Source organism: Streptomyces sp. NBC_01352 (assembly GCF_036237295.1).
In the GTDB taxonomy this organism is placed as follows: Bacteria; Actinomycetota; Actinomycetes; order Streptomycetales; family Streptomycetaceae; genus Streptomyces; species Streptomyces plumbiresistens.
Window position 1 is genome coordinate 1,258,669 of the sequence record NZ_CP108354.1, and the last position, 17,323, is coordinate 1,275,991.

General features: G+C 70.6%; 16 protein-coding genes. 11 read left to right on the plus strand and 5 right to left on the minus strand.

What is annotated here, in order from left to right:
- Window positions 1-97: 97 nt before the first annotated feature.
- Window positions 98-1,177, plus strand: coding sequence for an SGNH/GDSL hydrolase family protein (locus OG252_RS06090; protein ID WP_329334312.1), 1,080 nt, complete (start codon window positions 98-100; stop codon window positions 1,175-1,177).
- A 28-nt stretch (window positions 1,178-1,205) separates the two neighbouring features.
- On the opposite strand, the gene OG252_RS06095 is transcribed toward OG252_RS06090, so the two are convergent.
- From OG252_RS06095 to OG252_RS06115, 5 genes are all read right to left on the minus strand, one after another.
- The gene (locus tag OG252_RS06095) at window positions 1,206-1,865 is read right to left on the minus strand and encodes a YceI family protein (protein WP_329334314.1); all 660 of its coding nucleotides are present in this window, start codon (window positions 1,863-1,865) and stop codon (window positions 1,206-1,208) included.
- 218 nt (window positions 1,866-2,083) lie between these two features.
- Window positions 2,084-3,676 carry a solute symporter family protein gene (locus OG252_RS06100; RefSeq protein ID WP_266451445.1) on the minus strand — a complete coding sequence of 531 codons (1,593 nt, stop codon included), beginning with the start codon at window positions 3,674-3,676 and terminating at the stop codon, window positions 2,084-2,086.
- Window positions 3,670-4,029, minus strand: coding sequence for a DUF485 domain-containing protein (locus OG252_RS06105; RefSeq protein WP_266451444.1), 360 nt, complete (start codon window positions 4,027-4,029; stop codon window positions 3,670-3,672). The genes OG252_RS06100 and OG252_RS06105 overlap by 7 nt, the downstream gene beginning before the upstream one ends.
- Before the next feature lie 362 nt (window positions 4,030-4,391).
- On the minus strand, window positions 4,392-5,726 hold the full coding sequence (locus OG252_RS06110) for an MGH1-like glycoside hydrolase domain-containing protein (protein WP_329334315.1): 1,335 nt from the start codon (window positions 5,724-5,726) through the stop codon (window positions 4,392-4,394).
- The gene (locus tag OG252_RS06115) at window positions 5,723-6,571 is read right to left on the minus strand and encodes a sugar phosphate isomerase/epimerase family protein (protein WP_329334317.1); all 849 of its coding nucleotides are present in this window, start codon (window positions 6,569-6,571) and stop codon (window positions 5,723-5,725) included. The genes OG252_RS06110 and OG252_RS06115 overlap by 4 nt, the downstream gene beginning before the upstream one ends.
- A gap of 126 nt (window positions 6,572-6,697) precedes the next feature.
- Here OG252_RS06115 and OG252_RS06120 point away from each other — a divergent pair, with 126 nt between their 5' ends.
- The 10 genes from OG252_RS06120 to OG252_RS06165 all read left to right on the plus strand — a co-directional run bounded on the left by OG252_RS06120 (window position 6,698) and on the right by OG252_RS06165 (window position 17,297).
- Window positions 6,698-8,101 carry an ABC transporter substrate-binding protein gene (locus OG252_RS06120; protein ID WP_266451441.1) on the plus strand — a complete coding sequence of 468 codons (1,404 nt, stop codon included), beginning with the start codon at window positions 6,698-6,700 and terminating at the stop codon, window positions 8,099-8,101.
- Between the two features lie 43 nt (window positions 8,102-8,144).
- Window positions 8,145-9,164, plus strand: a complete 1,020-nt coding sequence (locus tag OG252_RS06125; RefSeq protein ID WP_266451440.1) for a carbohydrate ABC transporter permease — start codon at window positions 8,145-8,147, stop codon at window positions 9,162-9,164.
- Window positions 9,161-10,045 (plus strand): carbohydrate ABC transporter permease, encoded by an 885-nt coding sequence (locus OG252_RS06130; RefSeq protein ID WP_329334318.1) that lies wholly within the window; start codon window positions 9,161-9,163, stop codon window positions 10,043-10,045. The genes OG252_RS06125 and OG252_RS06130 overlap by 4 nt, the downstream gene beginning before the upstream one ends.
- A 3-nt stretch (window positions 10,046-10,048) precedes the next feature.
- Window positions 10,049-11,263 carry an ROK family transcriptional regulator gene (locus OG252_RS06135; protein ID WP_329334320.1) on the plus strand — a complete coding sequence of 405 codons (1,215 nt, stop codon included), beginning with the start codon at window positions 10,049-10,051 and terminating at the stop codon, window positions 11,261-11,263.
- Window positions 11,264-11,584: 321 nt separating this feature from the next.
- Window positions 11,585-12,364 (plus strand): carbonic anhydrase, encoded by a 780-nt coding sequence (locus OG252_RS06140; RefSeq protein WP_329334322.1) that lies wholly within the window; start codon window positions 11,585-11,587, stop codon window positions 12,362-12,364.
- A 220-nt stretch (window positions 12,365-12,584) separates the two neighbouring features.
- Window positions 12,585-13,511 (plus strand): GNAT family N-acetyltransferase, encoded by a 927-nt coding sequence (locus OG252_RS06145; RefSeq protein WP_266451436.1) that lies wholly within the window; start codon window positions 12,585-12,587, stop codon window positions 13,509-13,511.
- A gap of 152 nt (window positions 13,512-13,663) precedes the next feature.
- Window positions 13,664-14,149, plus strand: a complete 486-nt coding sequence (locus OG252_RS06150; RefSeq protein WP_329334324.1) for a hypothetical protein — start codon at window positions 13,664-13,666, stop codon at window positions 14,147-14,149.
- 116 nt (window positions 14,150-14,265) lie between these two features.
- Window positions 14,266-14,979 (plus strand): class F sortase, encoded by a 714-nt coding sequence (locus tag OG252_RS06155; RefSeq protein ID WP_329334326.1) that lies wholly within the window; start codon window positions 14,266-14,268, stop codon window positions 14,977-14,979.
- Between the two features lie 144 nt (window positions 14,980-15,123).
- A complete protein-coding gene (locus tag OG252_RS06160; RefSeq protein WP_329334328.1) occupies window positions 15,124-15,573 on the plus strand; it encodes a hypothetical protein in 450 nt (149 codons plus the stop codon).
- A 230-nt stretch (window positions 15,574-15,803) separates the two neighbouring features.
- The gene (locus OG252_RS06165; RefSeq protein ID WP_443068485.1) at window positions 15,804-17,297 is read left to right on the plus strand and encodes an acyl-CoA carboxylase subunit beta; all 1,494 of its coding nucleotides are present in this window, start codon (window positions 15,804-15,806) and stop codon (window positions 17,295-17,297) included.
- The last annotated feature ends 26 nt before the right edge of the window (window positions 17,298-17,323 follow it).

Below are 17,323 nucleotides of genomic sequence, written 5' to 3' on the forward strand. Positions count from 1 at the left end.
GAGGTCATGGGAGCGCTCCCATGATCTCCAGCCCCACGCCGCCGTCGCCGAGGAGGCCCACATGCACACGCCTGGCCGCTTATCCAGAAGGACGTTGATGACCGCCGCCGGTGCGGGCGCCGTCGCCGCGATCGCCCCTCCCGCGCAGGCATCCGGCGCGCGGGCCCGGTACCACACGGTGGGCCGGGTCAAGAGCGCCGCCGACGGGTGGGTGCGATACACCTGGCCCGGCATCTGCTTCGAGGGCCGGTTCCGCGGTACCGGCGTCGGCATCGCCCTCGACGACGCCGACAACGACTACGACGTCCAGATCGACGGAACGACCCTCGTCACGCTGGTCACTCCGGGCCGGACCCTCTCCTGGGTCGACGGCCTCTCCGACGCCGAGCACGGCGTGCGGCTCGTCAAGCGCACCGAAAGCCCGTGGGCGGCGGGCCGGTTCGGCGGGTTCGTCGCCCCACCTGGGGGCACCGTCCTCCCCGGGCCGCGGGCGCGGAGCCGGCAGATCGAGTTCATCGGTGACTCCTTCACCGCCGGATACGGCAATGTCTCCGGCACACGCGACTGTTCGACCAACGGAGGAGTGAACCGGAACAGCAACGCCGATCTCGCCTTCGGTGCCCTCACCGCCCGGAAGCTCAATGCCGACTACCAGATCAACGCCTTCTCCGGCCGGGGCATGGTCCGCAACTACAACGGCAGCAGCCCCGATACCGACTTCCGCACTTATTACGATCGGGCGCTGCTGAACGTCGAGGGCGATGTCTGGCGGAATCCCGGCACCTGGCGGCCCCAGGTCGTCGTGGTCGGTCTGGGCATCAACGACTTCTCCACCCCGCTCAATCCCGGCGAGCGCTGGAGCACGGAGGACGAGCTGGTCGCCGCCTACGAGACCGCGTATCAGGGCTTTCTCGACAAGCTGCGCGCCCGGTACGGCCCGAAGACCTTCCTCGTGGTCAGCGCCGCCCACCTCTCCAACACCACGGCGTTCGCCCGGGCCACCCTGCGCATCGTCCAGGAGCGCAACCGGCAGGGCGACGACCGGGTCCGCCACTGGTACTACGACGACCCCGGCCTGGACCACGTCGGCTGCGACTGGCACCCCTCCCTCAACGACCACCGGATCATCTCCGGCCTGCTCGACGACTGCCTCGCCGGCCTTCCGCTGCACTGGTAGCCGGACGGATGGCGACGTCCGAATTCCGTCAGCCGACGGGCGGAGTGCGAATTGCGGCGATGTCGAATTGGAGACGCACCTTTTCACTCACCATGGCGCCGCCTTCGGCCAGTCTGGTGCTGTACGTCAGGCCCCATTCGGAGCGGTCGATGGTGGTGGTGCCGTCGAAGCCGACACGGTCGTATCCGAAGGGGTCGGTGACGTGGCCTATGTAGGTGAGTTCCAGGACGACGGGGCGGGTGGAGTTCTTGATGGTGAGGTCGCCGGTCATGCGGTAGACGTCGGTGTCCGCGAGTTCGACCGAGGTACTGGTGAAACGCATGCGCGGGTAGGCCCTGGCGTCAAGGAAGTCACGGCCCACCAGGTGGGCGTCCCGTTGTTCCACGCCGGTGTCGACGCTGGCGGTGTTGATGATGATTTCCGCCTGCGAGCGGGCCGGGTCGCGGCCGTCGAAGTACAGGCGGCTCTGGTATTCCGTGAAGGCTCCGCGCACCGTGGTGACCATGGCGTGGCGCACGGAGAAACCGATCCTGCTGTGGGCGGGGTCGATGACCCATTCCCCGGTCAGCGTTGCCAGTGCGGGATCCAGAAGGGCTGTGGTGGCGGCAGCCGGTGACGCTGTGGGGGGCTTGGGAGCGGTGGCCGGTTCCGGGCGGCGGAACGGCGTGCCCCGGCTGAACAAATTCATGATTCACCTAAGTACTGCACATAAGTTGTTGCCGCAAGCCCGCATCGAGTGACCGAGCTTTCCGGAGCCGCACCGCACAACCTGCGCACCTCCTGCGCATGGATGAGGAACGAAAACTCCACACATTCACCATCCGGCCTCAAAGGGACGGAGGAATGGACCGACCGTCTGTTGACCCACGCTGCTACGACTTGTCGGTCCAAACGCCTCGAACACCTCTAGTCGACTCCGACGAGGGTGCGGACCTCGAAGTCCTCGTAGGTCTCCGGGGTTTCGGGCCGGCTCAGTACCGATCCGAGCCAGCCCAGCAGGAAGCCGGCCGGGATGGAGACGAGACCGGGGTTCTGCAGCGGGAACCAGGCGAAGTCGGCGGCGGGGTAGAGCGAGGTGGGGGTGGAGGAGACGACGGGCGAGAAGACGACGAGCAGGACGGAGCACAGGAGGCCGCCGCAGAGGCTGAGCAGGGCGCCCTGTGCGGTGAAGCGCCGCCAGAAGAGCGTGTAGACGAGTGTCGGCAGGATGGCGGAGGCGGCGATGGCGAAGGCGAGGAAGGCCAGGGTGGCGGTGTTGGCGCCCCAGGAGACGAGGGCGAGCAGCATGCCGAGGACGCCGATGACGACGGCCGAGAGCCGGGCCACGGCGAGTTCCTCCGTCTCCTTCGCCCTGCCCTTGCGGATCACCTCGCCGTAGAGGTCGTGGGCGAGGGAGGAGGCCGCGGCCAGGGTGAGGCCCGCGGCGACCGCCAGGAGGGTGACGAAGGCCAGGCAGGACAGGAGGGCGGTGAGGACGGCGCCGCCCAGGTCGTGCGCCAGCAGCAGAACGGCCGCGTCGCCCTTGCGGTCGGTCTGCGCGATGGTGTCCCGGCCGACGATGGCGGTGGCGCCCAGGCCGAGAATGCCCGCTGCCAGGCAGACGAGGCTGACCAGGCCCATGGCCCACACCACGGAGGAGCGCAGGACGCTGCTCGACTTCGGGGCGAGCAGCCGCATCATCACGTGCGGGAGCGCGGCCAGGCCGAGGACGATGGCCAACTGCAGGCTGAAGAAGTCGAGTTTGCTGGTGGTGCTGGCGCCGTAGCGGAGCCCGGGTTCCAGGAAGCGGGTACCCGAGCCGCTGTTGTCCGCCGCGGCGGCGAGCAGGGCGTCGATGTTCCAGTCGAAGCGGTTCAGCACCATCACCGCGGTCACCGTGACACCCGAGATCAGCATCACGGCTTTGACGATCTGGATGAACGTGGCGCCGGGCATGCCGCCGATGGCCGCGTACACGATGACGATGGTGCCGATGACGACGACGCACAGGGTGCGGGTGGTGGCGCTGGGTTCGCCGGTGAACTGGGTCAGCAGGGCGACACTGCCGACGAGTTGGGCCACCAGGTAGAGGGTGGTGATGGCGAGCGTGCACAGGGCCAGGGCGAGTCGTACCGGCCGCTGCATGTGCTTCAGGCGCAGCGCCAGGGTGTCGCCCAGCGTGTACTTGCCCGCGTTGCGCAGGGGTTCGGCGACCAGCAGCAGGACCATCATCCAGGCGACCGCGGTGCCGCACAGGTACAGCAGTCCGTCGTATCCGGTCAGGGCGACCAGGCCTGTGCTGCCCAGCAGGGTTGCGGCCGACAGGTAGTCCCCGCACATCGCCAGCCCGTTGCGCAGCGGGGTCATGGTGCGGTTGCCGAGGTAGAACTCACTGATCTCGTCGCGTTGCGGTGCGGTCAGCAACGCGGTGAACAGGGTGACCACCACCACGGACAGGAAGAGCACGAGCGTCAGTTGCAGGCCGAAGCGGTCCACGACCGCGGCGCCGGTCGTCACCACGGGCGGAACTCCCCCGCCCCGGGGGCCACCGGCGGTTGGGCCGCCGCCCGTCCTCGTGCCGCGACCTCGTCGTGGTGGCGCGCGAGTCCGCGCAGGCCGCGGGTCACCGGTGTGACGCGGGTGCGCATGTGGACCAGGTAGCGCCACACGATCACCGCCATCATCACGAACTGTCCGAGCCCCAGGGCCAGTCCGAGCGTGAGGTGACCGCTCAGGGAGCTGTTCATCAGGCCGGGCGCGAAGCTGGACAGCAGTACGTAGAGAAGAAATCCACCGACGGCGAGGGCCGTCGAGCGGCTTCCGAATCTGCGGTGGGCGCGGCGGAGGGACCGGTACGCGGGATCGTGGGACACCGATCGTTGCCCGGCACGTTCGGGAGTCGACAAAATGGCACCTTCATGCTCTGCGCGGACTTTGTGGGGGGTTCGTGAATCCGAAATTCGCGTGATTCGAATTTCCGCTGGACTGCGGGCCCTGTTCGGCGACCGGCTCATACGTCGGTGGGTGACGACGCTGCCGGGAGGGGATTGTCGCAGCGCGCCCGTTGAACAATCAACCGGCAGAACTATTCGATTTCCGAGGCTGACTCATTCACACCTTCGGCATATGCCCTCGACGCCGGGCAACCTGGGGGAAGCGGGCCGCCCGGAATAGGTCTGCACCTTTTCTCCAGTCAGGTTGTCTCAAATGCAGTGCACAACTGCATTTGCACACCTCAGGCGGAGAGCAGATCGAGGGTGAGGGCCGCGGTCCAGGAGAAGCGGCGGGCACCGCGGCCCCCGCCGGTGACGGGGTCGACGTACTCGGCGAAGTCGGAGCGGCCCGCCTCCGCGAGGAAACCCTGCCGCAGGCGCTCGGCCTGCGCTGTCAGGCCGTGCGTGCGCAGGCCCCGGTGGATCAGCCAGGCCGTGTTGAACCAGGCCGGGCCGCGCCAGTAGCGGTGCGGGTCGAAGGCGTGGCCGGTGACGTCGTAGCTGGGGATCAGCTGCGTGGCCGGTGCCTTGAAGTGGGGGCCGTCGAGCGTCTCGTGCAGGCGCTTGACGACGTCCCGCGAGAGGTGCGGGACGGCGAGCGGGACGAGGCCGGTGACGCTGCGTTCGTCGACGAGGGCGTCGGTGGCGAGATCGCGGACGCGGAAGAGGCCGGACCTGTCGTCCCACAGGCGGCTGACGAGCCGTCGGGTGAGCTCGGCGGCCCGTGCCGTGTGCGGTGCACCCGACCTGCCCAGCTCGCCGGCCATGTCGGCGAGCGCCGACTCGCTGACGATCAGCAGGGCGTTGAAGCAGGGGTCCTCCACCGCGAAGCGGTGCCGTGCCGCGTGGTCGTCGTACTCGGCGTCGCGGTAGTCGGCCGCCAGCCGGACGTAGCGGCCGTAGTCCAGGTCGGTGGGCCGGTCGGCGGGGTTGCCGTGGTTCAGGTCGGCGCGGTGGTAGGCGTCGGGTGCCGCGGGGTCGACGCGCTGCAGAGGCCCGTCCCAGCAGGGGCTGTTGTCCATGCCGGGCTCCCACGGGTGGACGACGGCCGCCAGTCCCCCGCCGCCGAGGTCGCGGCGGGTGAGCAGGTAGTCGTGCCAGGCGACGAGCCGTGGGTAGGCACGGGCCAGGAAGCCCCGGCGGCGCGATTCCGCGGGGTCCGCGCGGTGGACGAGCCAGGCCGCGAGGGCGTGCACGGGCGGTTGGACGATGCCCGAGGTCTCCGGCGTCGACGGGGCGCCCGCGGTCCGCCCGGCGCGGGAGGACTGCCAGAAGTCCGGGCTGGGGAAGTACGCGTCGGGCGGCAGGGCCGGGTTGAAGACGATGTGCGGCAGGCGTCCGTCGGCCCACTGCCCGGCGAGCAGCGATTCGAGTTCCCGCTGGGCGCGGCGGGCGGACAGGTGGCGCAGGCCGATGGCGATGAAGGCGGAGTCCCAGCTCCACTGGTGGGGGTAGAGGGTGCGGGAGGGGACGGTGGAGGTGCCGGTCCAGTTGTCGAGAAGGACCCGCGCCGCACCGCGCCGCAGTGTCAGGGCTGCGGACGCGGTGGGCGCGGGCCGGTCCAGGAGGCCCCTCACGCGCCGGACCTCTGCAGGAAGGCGGGGATGGAGCGGACGGCCTCGACCGGGTCGCCGGTGAGGCGGCATTCGGCGACGAGGTGGCCGTCGTAGCCGATGGTGTGCAGGGCGCTGAGCCAGGCCGGCCAGTCGAGATGGCCGGCGCCGGGCTGGAGGCGGTTGGAGTCGGAGACCTGGGCGTGGCCGATCAGGTCGGCGTGGGCGAGGATCGCGGCGACGGGGTCGCTCTCCTCGATGTTCATGTGGTAGCTGTCGATGCCGATCCTGATGCAGTCCATGCCGGTCGCGCGGATCAGGTCGGCGGCCTGGTCGAGCCGGTTGACCATGTGGTCCTCGTACCGGTTGAGGGGCTCCAGGAAGAGGGTGACGCCCTCCGCCCGCGCGTGCTCGCCGAGTTCGGTCAGACCGGTCAGCAGGATCTCGCGGTCCTCCTGCTCGGTGCGCGGGGGTTCGAAGGGCGGCAGGCGGCGGGAGAACATGCCGTAGGCGGCCGGGGTCTGCACGCCGAGGCCGCCGAGTTCCGCGATCACGGTGAGCTGCGCCTTCAACTGGGCGATGGCGTCGCGGCGTTGGTCCTCGTCGAAGGCGCCGAAGAAGTGCGGCATGTCGACGCACACCGTCGGCATGACCACGCCGTCCTTGCGGGCCTGCCGCAGTTCGTCGAGGCGGGCCGTGAAGTGGAAGTCGCCTCTGGCGCGCAGTTCGATGGCGTCGTAGCCGGACTCCTGGGCGATGTCCCACTTGGCCTGCAGGGTGTCCCCCGGAAGGAGTTGCTCCTGGACGGCGGTCCTGAGGGTGCCCCTCGGAATCGGGCGTAGGTCGGCGGGCTGGACAGCGCATTCCACGGATGGCTCCGAAGGGGGTGCGGGTGTCGGTTGAGTCGACAATAACCCCCACTTATGTCTTGTCAACACGCAAAACTGGTGCTGAGATGCGTGCTGACCAGACGTAAGTCGATTTGAGGACACGCCATGCGCGCCAAGAGCCGGCGGTCGAAGCTGATCGCGGTGGGCATCACGGCAGTTCTGGGGTTAGGGCTGCTGACGGGCTGCTCCAGCGGTACCGGGCCGGGAAGACCCGACCGGGAGATCACCGTCTGGTCCCAGGAGAGCCTTCCGGACCGGGTCGCGGCGACCCAGAAGATCGTCGACGCGTTCGAGCGGAAGACCGGGATCACCGTGCGTCTGGTCGGTGTCGCCGAGGCCCAGTTGCCCCAGCTCATCATGTCGGCGGCGGCCTCCGGCACGCTCCCCGACGTCATCGGGGCCACCACGCTGAGCCAGATCTGGCAGATGTACACGAACGAGTTGCTCAACACCGACATCCCGAAGCGGATCGTCGACGAACTCGGGCGCGGCACCTTCAATCCCAACGCGCTCGCCCTGACCTCCGACGGGAGTACGAGCCTGGGCGTTCCCTCCGACGCCTGGCTGCAGCTGCTCGTGTACCGCAAGGACCAGTTCGACCGGAAACAGCTGGCGGCCCCCGACACCTACGCGAGGGCCGTGGCCGCCGCCGAGGCGCTGACCACCGACGGCCACGACGGTGTCTCGGCGGCCACCGACCCGGGTGACGTGTTCACCTCGCAGAGCTTCGAGAGCCTGGCCCTGGCCAACGACTGCCAACTCGTCGACGACCGCCACGAGGTGGCCCTCGAGTCCCCCCAGTGCGAAACCGCCTTCCGTACGTACGACCAACTCGCCCGCGTCCACGGCGCCCCGGGCACCCAGACCGTCGACTCCACCCGCGCCACCTACTTCGCGGGCCGCTCCTCCATGGTCGTCTGGTCGTCGTTCCTGCTGGACGAACTCGCCGGTCTGCGGAAGGACGCCCTGCCCAGCTGCTCCGCGTGCGAGGCGGACCCGCGGTTCCTGTCCCGCAACAGCGGCATCGTCACCGCGATGAAGGGCCCCGACGCCACCGAGGCGGCGCAGTTCGGCGAGATCACCTCGTGGGTGACCACCAGGACGGCCGAGACGGCCGCCTCCCGCGAGTTCGTCGAGTACATGATGGGCACCGGCTACGAGCCCTGGTTCGGCATGGCGCCCGAGGGCAAGATCCCCGTCCGCGAAGGGACGGCCGCGCAGCCCGACCGCTATCTCGACGCCTGGCGGCACAGCGACATCGGGGTCGACACCCGCGAGCCGTTCGACGAGGTCTTCCCAGCCAGTCTGCTCGACCAACTCGCCGCCGGCGTCGGCAGGATGCGGCGCTGGGGCATCACCCAGGGCGAAGGGGCCCTCGTCGGCGCCACCAACGGCGAACTGCCCGTGCCCAAGGCCATCAGCGCCATGACCGGCGGACAGACCTCGCCCTCCGAGGCGGCACGCGAAGCCGCCGACGAGGTCGCCGCCCTGAAGAAGTCCCTGCAGTAGTCCCTGCAGTAGCCGCCCGCCCGGACGTCACGAAGGGCTCCTCATGACCACAGCCCCCGCCGGCGCACCGCAGCGCCGGGAAGCCGGCCCCAAGCCCAACGGGCCGCCCCCGCCCCGGGCCCGCCGCCCGATGACCGCCGAACGCCGCGCCAACCGGGCGGGCCTCGCCTTCGTCTCCCCCACCTTCCTCGTGGTCCTCGTGGTGGTCGTCCTGCCCATCCTGTGGACGGTGCTGCTGGCGTTCCAGGACGCCAGACTCGTCGACATCCAGGGCATGGGCCTGTTCGGCAACTGGTCCCTCGACAACTTCGCCCAGGTCTTCGACTCCGCCGGCTTCTGGTCCAGCCTGACCACCACGCTGCTGTACACCGCCGGTGCCACGCTGGGCTCCGTCACCCTCGGTCTGGTCGCCGCGCTCGCCCTGCGCAGGCCCTTCCACGGCCGCGGACTGCTGCGCGCGGCGATGCTGCTGCCGTACGTCGCCCCCGTCGTCGCCGTGGCCTTCACCTGGCAGGTCGCCCTGAGCCCGCAGTACGGCGTGGTCAACGACTGGGGGCGGCGCCTGTTCGGCTGGGACGACCCGATCGCCTTCCTGTCCGCGCGCACCTACGAAGTCCACCTGGCCGGCGTGCACTTCGACATCCCGCTGGCCCTGCTGACCGTCATCGCCTTCGAGTGCTGGCGCTACTTCCCGTTCGCCTTCCTGTTCCTCCTGGCCCGGCTGCAGGCCGTGCCGGACGGACTGGAGGAGGCCGCCCTGGTCGACGGGGCGACCGTCTCGCAGCGGTTCCGCCACATCCTGCTGCCCCAACTGATGCCGGTGATCGCCCTGTTGTGCGTGCTGCGGTTCATCATGACGTTCAACAAGTTCGACGACGTCTACCTGCTCACGGGAGGCGGCGCGGGCACCGACGTGGCCGCCGTCCGCGTCTACGACTTCCTCACCGCCCGCTACGACGTCGGCGCGGCCGCCGCCCAGTCACTCGTCCTGGCCGTCTCGCTGGTCTTCCTGCTGGGCCTCTACTTCAGGTTCTTCGGCGCCAGGGTCCAGGAGGAGTCATGACGCACAGGGCCACCCTGACCAGGGCCCGCTTCGAGGAGCAACTCTTCGGCGTGCTCCGCCGGCTGGTCATCGCGTTCCTCGCCGTGATCACCCTGCTGCCCTTCTTCTACATGCTGCTGCTGTCGGTGAAGCCCATCGACGCGCTCCTGCTCGACCCGGGCTCGTTGTGGGTGTCGGCCGGGGACTTCACCCTGTCCACCTACCGCGACGTCCTGCGGTCCACCGACGACGGCGGCCAAGGCTTCCTGCGGTTCCTGCTCAACTCCGCGCTGGTGTCCCTCGGCACGGTCGCCCTGACCCTGCTGGCGGCCGTGCCGGGCGCCTACGCCGTCAGCCGGCTGAAGTTCTTCGGCCACCGCCAGGTCAGTGCGCTGTTCCTGGCCGTGTACCTGTTCCCGGCGACCCTGCTCGCCGTCCCGCTGTTCGTCATCTTCGCCAGGCTCGGACTGTCCTCCAGCCTGATCGGGCTGGCCGTGGTCTACGTCGCCCAGACCGTGCCGGTGTCGGTCTACATGCTGAAGAACTACCTCGTCACCATCCCCCGCTCCGTCGAGGAGGCGGCGGCGCTCGACGGCTGCAGCCGCCTGCAGACCGTCCGCAAGGTGATCCTGCCGCTCGCGCTGCCGTCCCTGATGGCGACCGGCCTGTACGTGTTCATGATCGCCTGGAACGAGTTTCTCTTCGCGCTGCTCTTCCTGGCCGCCGATCCCGACAAGTGGACCGTCTCCCTGGGCCTGGCGCAGCTGTCCGGCGGCGTCGAAGTGCCCAAGACCGTCCTGATGGCGGGCTCCGTGGTGCTGACGATCCCCGTGGTACTCCTGTTCTTCGCCGCCGAACGCCTGCTCACCGAAGGCCTGACCAGCGGCGCGGACAAGAGCTGAGCGATGGGGGCACTCATGACGACGCCGAGCCAGGTCAGCGCGGGGGACGTGCTCCAGCTGATCCGCGACGGTCGCGCCAACACCCGCGCCGACCTGCAACGCGCCACGGGGCTGTCCCGGTCGACCATCGGACAGCGCCTGGACCTCCTCAACCGGGCCGGCTGGCTGCGCCACACCAGCGGCGCCTCGACCGGCGGCCGGCCCTCCCACCGGATCGTCTTCGACCCCTCGCACGCCTCGGTCATCGCCGTCGACCTCGAAACCCGGCACGCGCGCGCCGCGGTCCTCGACCTCGCGGGCACCCTCCTCGCCGAGCACACCGGCCCGCTGCCCATCACCGACGGCCCGGACGAGGTGCTGGACCGGCTCGCCCGCTGGTTCCCCGGCCTGATCGCCGCGGCCGGCATCGACGCCGCCCACGTCTGCGGCATCGGGCTGTCCGTGCCGGGCCCCGTCGACTGGGAGACGGGACGGGTCGTCGAGCCGCCGATCATGCCCGGCTGGGACCGGTACCCCATTCGGGAACGCCTGCAGAAGGCGTACGCCGATCATGTGGGGGCCGGTGCGCAGGGCGGCCCCGTCCCCGTCTTCGTGGACAACGACGCGAACCTCATGGCGCTGGCCGAGCACCAGGCAGGCCACCGCGACTGCTCGGCGTTCGTCCTGGTGAAGGTGTCCACCGGCATCGGCGCCGGTGTCGTCGTGGGCGGCAAGCTCTACCGCGGTATCGACGGCGGCTCCGGCGACATCGGCCACATCCGGCTGCACGACCGGCCCGACGCGTTGTGCATGTGCGGTTCGCACGGCTGTCTGGCCGCCGTGGCCAGCGGCCGGGCCCTGGCCAGACAGCTGTCCGACCTGGGCGTGGCCACCGCGTCGGGCTCCGACGTACGCCGGCTGCTCGCGGAAGGCCACCCCGACGCCATCCGGCTGGCCCGGGAGGCCGGGCGCCGCGCGGGCGAGGTCCTGGTCACCGTGGTCACCCTCCTCAATCCGGGGGTCCTGATGCTCGCCGGGGACCTGTCCGGAGCCCCGTTCATGACCGGCGTCCGCGAACTGCTCTACCAGCGCGCGATTCCCCGTACGACCGCCAACCTCCAGGTCGTCACCTCACGGCTCGGTGAGCACGCCGGTGTCATCGGGGCCGGGGCGATGGTGGTCGAGTTCCTGTACTCGTCCGCCCGGGCCGACGCGCGCCTCCACCGCGTCGCGCCCTGACCGGCGACCGCGCCCATCGCCCTCGCGTTCCGGCCCACCGGCCGTACCCGCACCGCACCCCCAGCCTGGCCTGCCCCTCGGGCCCCGCCTTGACCACGCTGCCGCCTTTCTCCCGACATCGTCTGCATCGCGCCGATCGTCCGGCACACGTCACAGCTGCTGCCCGACTTCACGCGTGGCACACGGACATACCCGTCAAGGTCAAGGAAAGCGCTGGCCAATCCCAAGAGGAGGCCATGATCCGCTGATGACTTTCCCGCATCCGGCCATGGTTGGGTAACGCCAGGGATCAACCCCGGACTCGGACATACGTTCATGTCCGTGAACTCTGAAGACACCCCCCTCAGACCCTCGGGTCTCCAGCCGGCCGCCGCCACCCGCACCCGCTTCGGCGCGGCCCGTCCCGCCCGCCGTGGCTTCCTGCGCGCCGGTCTGACCGGTGCCGCGGTCCTCGGCACCGGCGTCACCCTGGGCGCGGTCCCCGCCTCCGGCGCGAGCCGTGGCACGAGCCGCAGGCCCAGCACCCCCCAAGAGGCCCTACGGGAGCTGACCGCGGGCAACGAGCGCTGGCGCACCTACCGGGAGAAGCACCCGGACGAAACACCCGCCGTCCGGCAGACTCTGACGTCGGGCCAGCACCCGTTCGCCGTCGTCCTCGGGTGCGTCGACTCCCGGGTACCGCCGGAGCTCGTCTTCGACCAGGGCCTCGGTGACCTGCTCACCGTGCGCACCGCCGGGGAAGTCCTGGACGAGGCCGTGCTCGGCAGCATCGCGTACGGCGTCCTCGAACTCGAGATCCCGCTGGTCCTGGTGCTCGGCCACCAGTCGTGCGGTGCCGTGCGCGCCGCCGTCGAGGCGGACATCTCCGGCGAGGAGCTGCCCGCCCACATCCAGTATCTGGCCGACCAGATAGCACCGAACATCGACCGCGCCAAGGAAGGCGACGCCCGCGTCGACTCGACCATCGACGCCAACATCCGGGCCGTCCACGCGCGGCTCGCCGCCGAGCCGGATCTCGCCGCGAAGGTGAGCGCCGGTCAACTGGCCGTCGTCGGCGCCCGCTACGAGCTGTCCGACCAGCACGTCCACCGCCTCGCCTGACCGTCGCACGCCGGCGCGCGGGCCTGCGGTCCGCGCGCCGGACCATGGAGTTCGCGCGTGCCCGGACCTCCCGACGACGCCGCCCTTACGGGCCCGAAGGTCCACGCCGCCCCCGACCGGGCCGTACGCCCGGCCAAGGATCCGGCCACCGGGTCGCGGTGACGCGTCGCCCGGCGAAAACCCGTTGCGGCGGCCACTCCACCCGCCGGACCCTGACCCCATGTCCTCTCCGCTGCGCCCCGCCTCGCTCGCCGACGCCCCGGTCATCACGGACCTGCTCAACGCGGTCGACCTGATCGAGATCGGCCGGGGCGAGACCGATCTGCACACGGTCGAGGCGGATCTCAAGCATCCGGAAACCGATCTCGAGCGGGACTCCTGGCTGGCCTTCGAGGGGGAGCGGCTGGTCGCGTACGGGCTGCTGTGGGACGAGTCGAAGGGCGAACGCATCGACGCCGACCACTATGTGCTGCCCGATCACCAGCCGGCCGGGGAGCGGATTCTGGACGCGATGGCGGCCAGGGCGCTGGACAAGGCGCGTGCGAACGGTGCCGAGCGGGCCGTGGTGCATCTGCATCTCAACGTGGCGCCCACGCTGGACACGGGACTGCTCCGCGCACGGGGATGGACGGTCGTCCGGCGGTATCACGTGTTGCGGCGGGCCCTGCGGCCCGCCGAGCACCTGCCGCCCACACCGCCCGCCGGGGTGCGGGTGCGCTCCTGCGAGGCCGAGGCGGACCGGGTGCGCGTCCACCAGCTCTACCAGGCCGGGTTCGCCGAGCACTTCGACTTCCAGCCGCGCGCGTACGGCCAGTGGCTGCACGACATCGACGCCGACAGGCTCGACTGGTCCCTGGTGTGGATCGTCAGCGCCGAAGACCTCGGGGACGTGGGGTTCCTGATCGCCCGTGACGACCGCGAGGCCATGGGGTGGATCCGCAGTATCGGCGTGTTGCGCGAGGCCCGGGGGCGGGGGCTGGGCGGGTTCCTGCTGCGGCACGCGTTCGCCGCGTTCGCCACGCGGGGACGGGACGCGGTGGGGCTCGGCGTGGACACCGCCAACGCCACCGGGGCGCCCGAGTTGTACGCGCGCAACGGGATGAGCGTCCACTACGCCGTCGACACCTGGGAAGCGGTCCTGAGGTGAGGCCGAGACCACGTCTGCGCCACCGCCGTTCGCCCGAGTGAGCCTCTGGAGTGGTGGGATCCCGAAAGCTGACTGACGGTGGATCACGTCGAGGCCGGGTTACGTCAGCTGACGAAGTGGCAGCTGTCCCGGCCGAGGCGGAAGGAATGCAGATGCGCTCTACACGCATGCTCCTGGCCGCGGCGGCGGCCGCGGCCGTCGTCGGGATCGCCGCCCCGGGCGCCCAAGCGGCCGACGGTGACTGGGGCCAGAAGTCCTCGGACAGCCACGAGAGCTCTTCGTACGGCAAGGAGAAGGAGCACGACAAGGACGGCAAGCACGACAAGCCGTACGGCGGCATGCACACCGGCGGCGGCGCGCTGACCGTCGCGGACGACGAGGAGTGGGGCACCGCCAAGGACCCCAAGCACGACCCGGAGACCTACAAGGACTCGTCCGACAGCGGTTACTCGAAGGGGGACCACAGCAAGGGTGACTACGGCAAGGGCGACCACGACAAGCCCCGTGGCGGGATGCACACCGGAGGCGGCGCGCTTGCCTCGCCGGGTGTGACCGCCGGCGGGCTGGCCGTCCTGGCGGTCGCCGGCACCGGTCTGTACGCGGTGCGCCGCAACAGGTCGGCCGGAAACGTGGCCTGATCCATGCCGGACGCGATAGCGGCCGCGGCCGCCACTCGTGCGCCGGGTGGCGGCCCGGCCGGCGGTTCCCTGTCCCCCATCCCCCGCGCTGCCGTGCCCGAGTGAGGTGGTGTCCGATGGCAGCTCCCTCTTCCTCCCCCGACAACACCGACCCGGCACCCGGCGCCGACCCGGCACCGGCCGGGCAGAAGCCCCGGTCGAGCTGGCTGGTGCTGTGCGCCGTGGCCCTTCTGGCCCTGGCCCTGACCATGATCGGCAACCGTGACACGCCGGACGACTCAGCGCCTCCGCCCCGTGTCGCGCAGCCGCGTGCCGCGCAGCCGGGAGCGTCGGCCCAGCCGGCCGAAGAGCCGCCCGAAGAGCCGGCGGGAAAGCGGCTGCCGCGGGCGACACCGCTGCGCCTGATCATCCCGGAGATCTCCGTCGACGCCCCCTTCACCGCCCTCGCCATCGGCCCCGACGGGCAGCTCGAACCGCCGCCCGCCGACGACGTCAACCTGGTCGGCTGGCACGCCAAGGGAGCCTCTCCCGGCGAGCCGGGTACGGCGATCATCGCCGGGCACGTCGACACGGCGACGTCTCCCGCAGTCTTCGCCGACCTCCGTGAACTGGACGAAGGGGACACCTTCCGGGTCACGCGGGCGGACCGGCGTACGGCGACCTTCGTGGTCGACAGCGTGGAGACCTTCCACAAGAAGAACTTCCCCGACCGGCGGGTGTACGCCGACACCCCGCAGGCCCAGGTCCGGCTCATCACCTGTGCGGGCGACTACGACCGCAGGGTCAAGGACTACACGGAGAACCTGGTCGTCTTCGCCCACCTGGCCTGACCGTCGGCACGGCGCCTCGCCACCCTGACATGTGTCAGGTACCTCTCGGCGTTCCCGCCTCCTAGGGTCCAAGACGAGTCGCGGACGGGGGAAGCCGGTCGGCGACCGCACGTCAGGACATCGCCGACACAGGGAAGAGGGCTCATGAGCCGTCGATCGTTCACCACTCTGCTGGCCACCTCAGGCGCCGCCGCGGTGCTGGCGCTCACCCCGGCCTCCGCCCAGGCCGCGCCCTTCCAGGGCGGGAACTACGGGGCCTACGGGATGGAGGGTCAGTACCCCACCATCTCCAGCTGCTCGGGCACCTTCGGGCAGGTCGGCGCCACCCGGTACGCCGAGGGGATGGCGCTGAAGTACTTCTACTCGAGCAAGTGCGGGTCCTTCGCGCGGATCGAGAACTCCCGGGCCAACTGCGCCGCCGTTCTCGAACGGTCCAACTCCGGTGCCGGACGGGCCGACGGGTGGGTCTCGGAGACCGTCGACCCGGGCATCACCTACGCCTACACGAAGATCGGCAACAACCTCAACGGCCGTGTCTCGCGCGCCCTGCTCGCCTGCGACGGCCATGTCCTGGCCCAGACGGGCTGGTACTGACGCCGGACACGGGCCGGTTGTCACAGCGGGACTAACCGGCGTCCCCGCGCACTCACCTCAGGCAAACGCACCGCCGATCCGCCCGGGCCGCCTCCTGGTCGCTGCCATATTCGAAGGCGACTTCGGAGGTGGCTGTGACGACAGAGGTGACGACACCCGAGGCGGCCGAAACGGCCGAGACGGCCGAGACGCCGTGTTTACCCGACCGCACCGTCGACCGTGTCGCCGAACTGGAACGCCGCCGAGCGGCGGCGCTGGCGCCGGGCGGGCCGAGAAGACGCGGGGAGTTCGGGGCCCGGGAACGGATCGAGCGGCTGCTGGACCCGGGGTCCTTCACCGAGACGGGGCAGTTCGTCCGGGCCCGGACGGCCGACGGCACAGGACGCCGGCCGTACGGTGACGGGGTCGTCACCGGGCACGGCACGGTCGACGGCCGTCCGGTGTGTGTGTTCGCCCAGGACTCCACCGTCTTCGGCGGCAGCATGGGCGAGGCCTTCGGGGAGAAGACCGTCGCCCTGATGGACCTCGCCCTCAAGACCGGCTGTCCGGTCGTCGGGCTCAACGACTCCGGCGGCGCCCGCATCCAGGAGGGCGTCGCCTCCCTCGCCCTCTACGCCGAGCTGGTGCGCCGCAACGTGCAGGCGTCCGGGGTGATCCCGCAGATCTCCGTCGTGCTCGGGCCGTGCGCGGGCGGGGCCGCGTACTCGCCGGCCATCACCGACTTCACGGTGATGGTGGACGGCGCCTCGCACATGTTCGTCACCGGGCCCGACGTCATCAAGGCCGTGACCGGCGAGCGCACCACCGCCGAGGACCTGGGCGGCGCACGGGCCAGCAACGCCGTCAACGGCAACGCGCACTTCCTCGCCGCCGACGAGGGCGACGCCCTGGAGACCGTACGGGACCTGTTGTCGTATCTGCCCGCCAACAATCTCGAACGGCCGCCGGACTACGCCCCGGGATGCGCCCCCGCCGCGGACTGGCTCGACGAGATCGTCCCCGACCGGCTCGCGCAGGTCTACGACATGCGCGACATCCTGCGGGCGGTCGTCGACGACGGTGAGCTCCTCGACGTGCAGGAGCTGTTCGCGCCGAACATCATCTGCGCCCTGGCCCGGGTCGAGGGCCGTTCGGTCGGCATCGTCGCCAACCAGCCACTGCATTCGGCCGGGGTGCTCGACATCGACGCCTCCGAGAAGGCCGCGCGGTTCGTGCGGTTCTGCGACGCCTTCGGCATCCCGCTGCTCACCTTCGCCGACGTGCCGGGCTATCTGTCCGGCGTGCGGCAGGAGCGGGGCGGGATCATCCGGCGGGGCGCCAAGCTGTTGTACGCCTACGCAGAGGCGACCGTTCCCAAGGTGACCGTGGTGGTACGCAAGGCGTACGGGGGCGGCTACGCGGTGATGGGCTCCAAGCATCTGGGCGCCGACGTCAACCTCGCCTGGCCCACCGCCCGGATCGCCGTCATGGGCGCCGAGGGCGCGGTCGGGGTGCTGCACCGGCGTGAACTCGCCGCCGCGGACGATCCCGAGGCGCTGCGTGCCCGTCTCGTGGCCGCGTACGAGAGCACGTACGGCACCCCTTATCTCGCCGCCGAACGCGGATACGTCGACGCCGTCATCGCCCCGCGCGAGACGCGCGCCCACGTCTGCCGCGCCCTGCGCGCGCTGAAGGGCAAGCGGGCGCCGATGCCGCAGCGCAGGCACGGCAACATCCCGCTCTGAGCCCCCATCAGCCCCCGTTCCGTTCG

What these genes read in the sequence shown, in the direction of transcription:
- OG252_RS06150 (WP_329334324.1), top strand. Translation starts at nt 13,664, where the DNA reads ATGCGCTCTACACGCATGCTCCTGGCCGCGGCGGCGGCCGCGGCCGTC.
- OG252_RS06095 (WP_329334314.1), bottom strand. Translation starts at nt 1,865, where the DNA reads ATGAATTTGTTCAGCCGGGGCACGCCGTTCCGCCGCCCGGAACCGGCC.
- OG252_RS06160 (WP_329334328.1), top strand. Translation starts at nt 15,124, where the DNA reads ATGAGCCGTCGATCGTTCACCACTCTGCTGGCCACCTCAGGCGCCGCC.
- OG252_RS06125 (WP_266451440.1), top strand. Translation starts at nt 8,145, where the DNA reads ATGACCACAGCCCCCGCCGGCGCACCGCAGCGCCGGGAAGCCGGCCCC.
- OG252_RS06090 (WP_329334312.1), top strand. Translation starts at nt 98, where the DNA reads ATGACCGCCGCCGGTGCGGGCGCCGTCGCCGCGATCGCCCCTCCCGCG.
- OG252_RS06145 (WP_266451436.1), top strand. Translation starts at nt 12,585, where the DNA reads ATGTCCTCTCCGCTGCGCCCCGCCTCGCTCGCCGACGCCCCGGTCATC.
- OG252_RS06120 (WP_266451441.1), top strand. Translation starts at nt 6,698, where the DNA reads ATGCGCGCCAAGAGCCGGCGGTCGAAGCTGATCGCGGTGGGCATCACG.
- OG252_RS06130 (WP_329334318.1), top strand. Translation starts at nt 9,161, where the DNA reads ATGACGCACAGGGCCACCCTGACCAGGGCCCGCTTCGAGGAGCAACTC.
- OG252_RS06135 (WP_329334320.1), top strand. Translation starts at nt 10,049, where the DNA reads ATGGGGGCACTCATGACGACGCCGAGCCAGGTCAGCGCGGGGGACGTG.
- OG252_RS06155 (WP_329334326.1), top strand. Translation starts at nt 14,266, where the DNA reads ATGGCAGCTCCCTCTTCCTCCCCCGACAACACCGACCCGGCACCCGGC.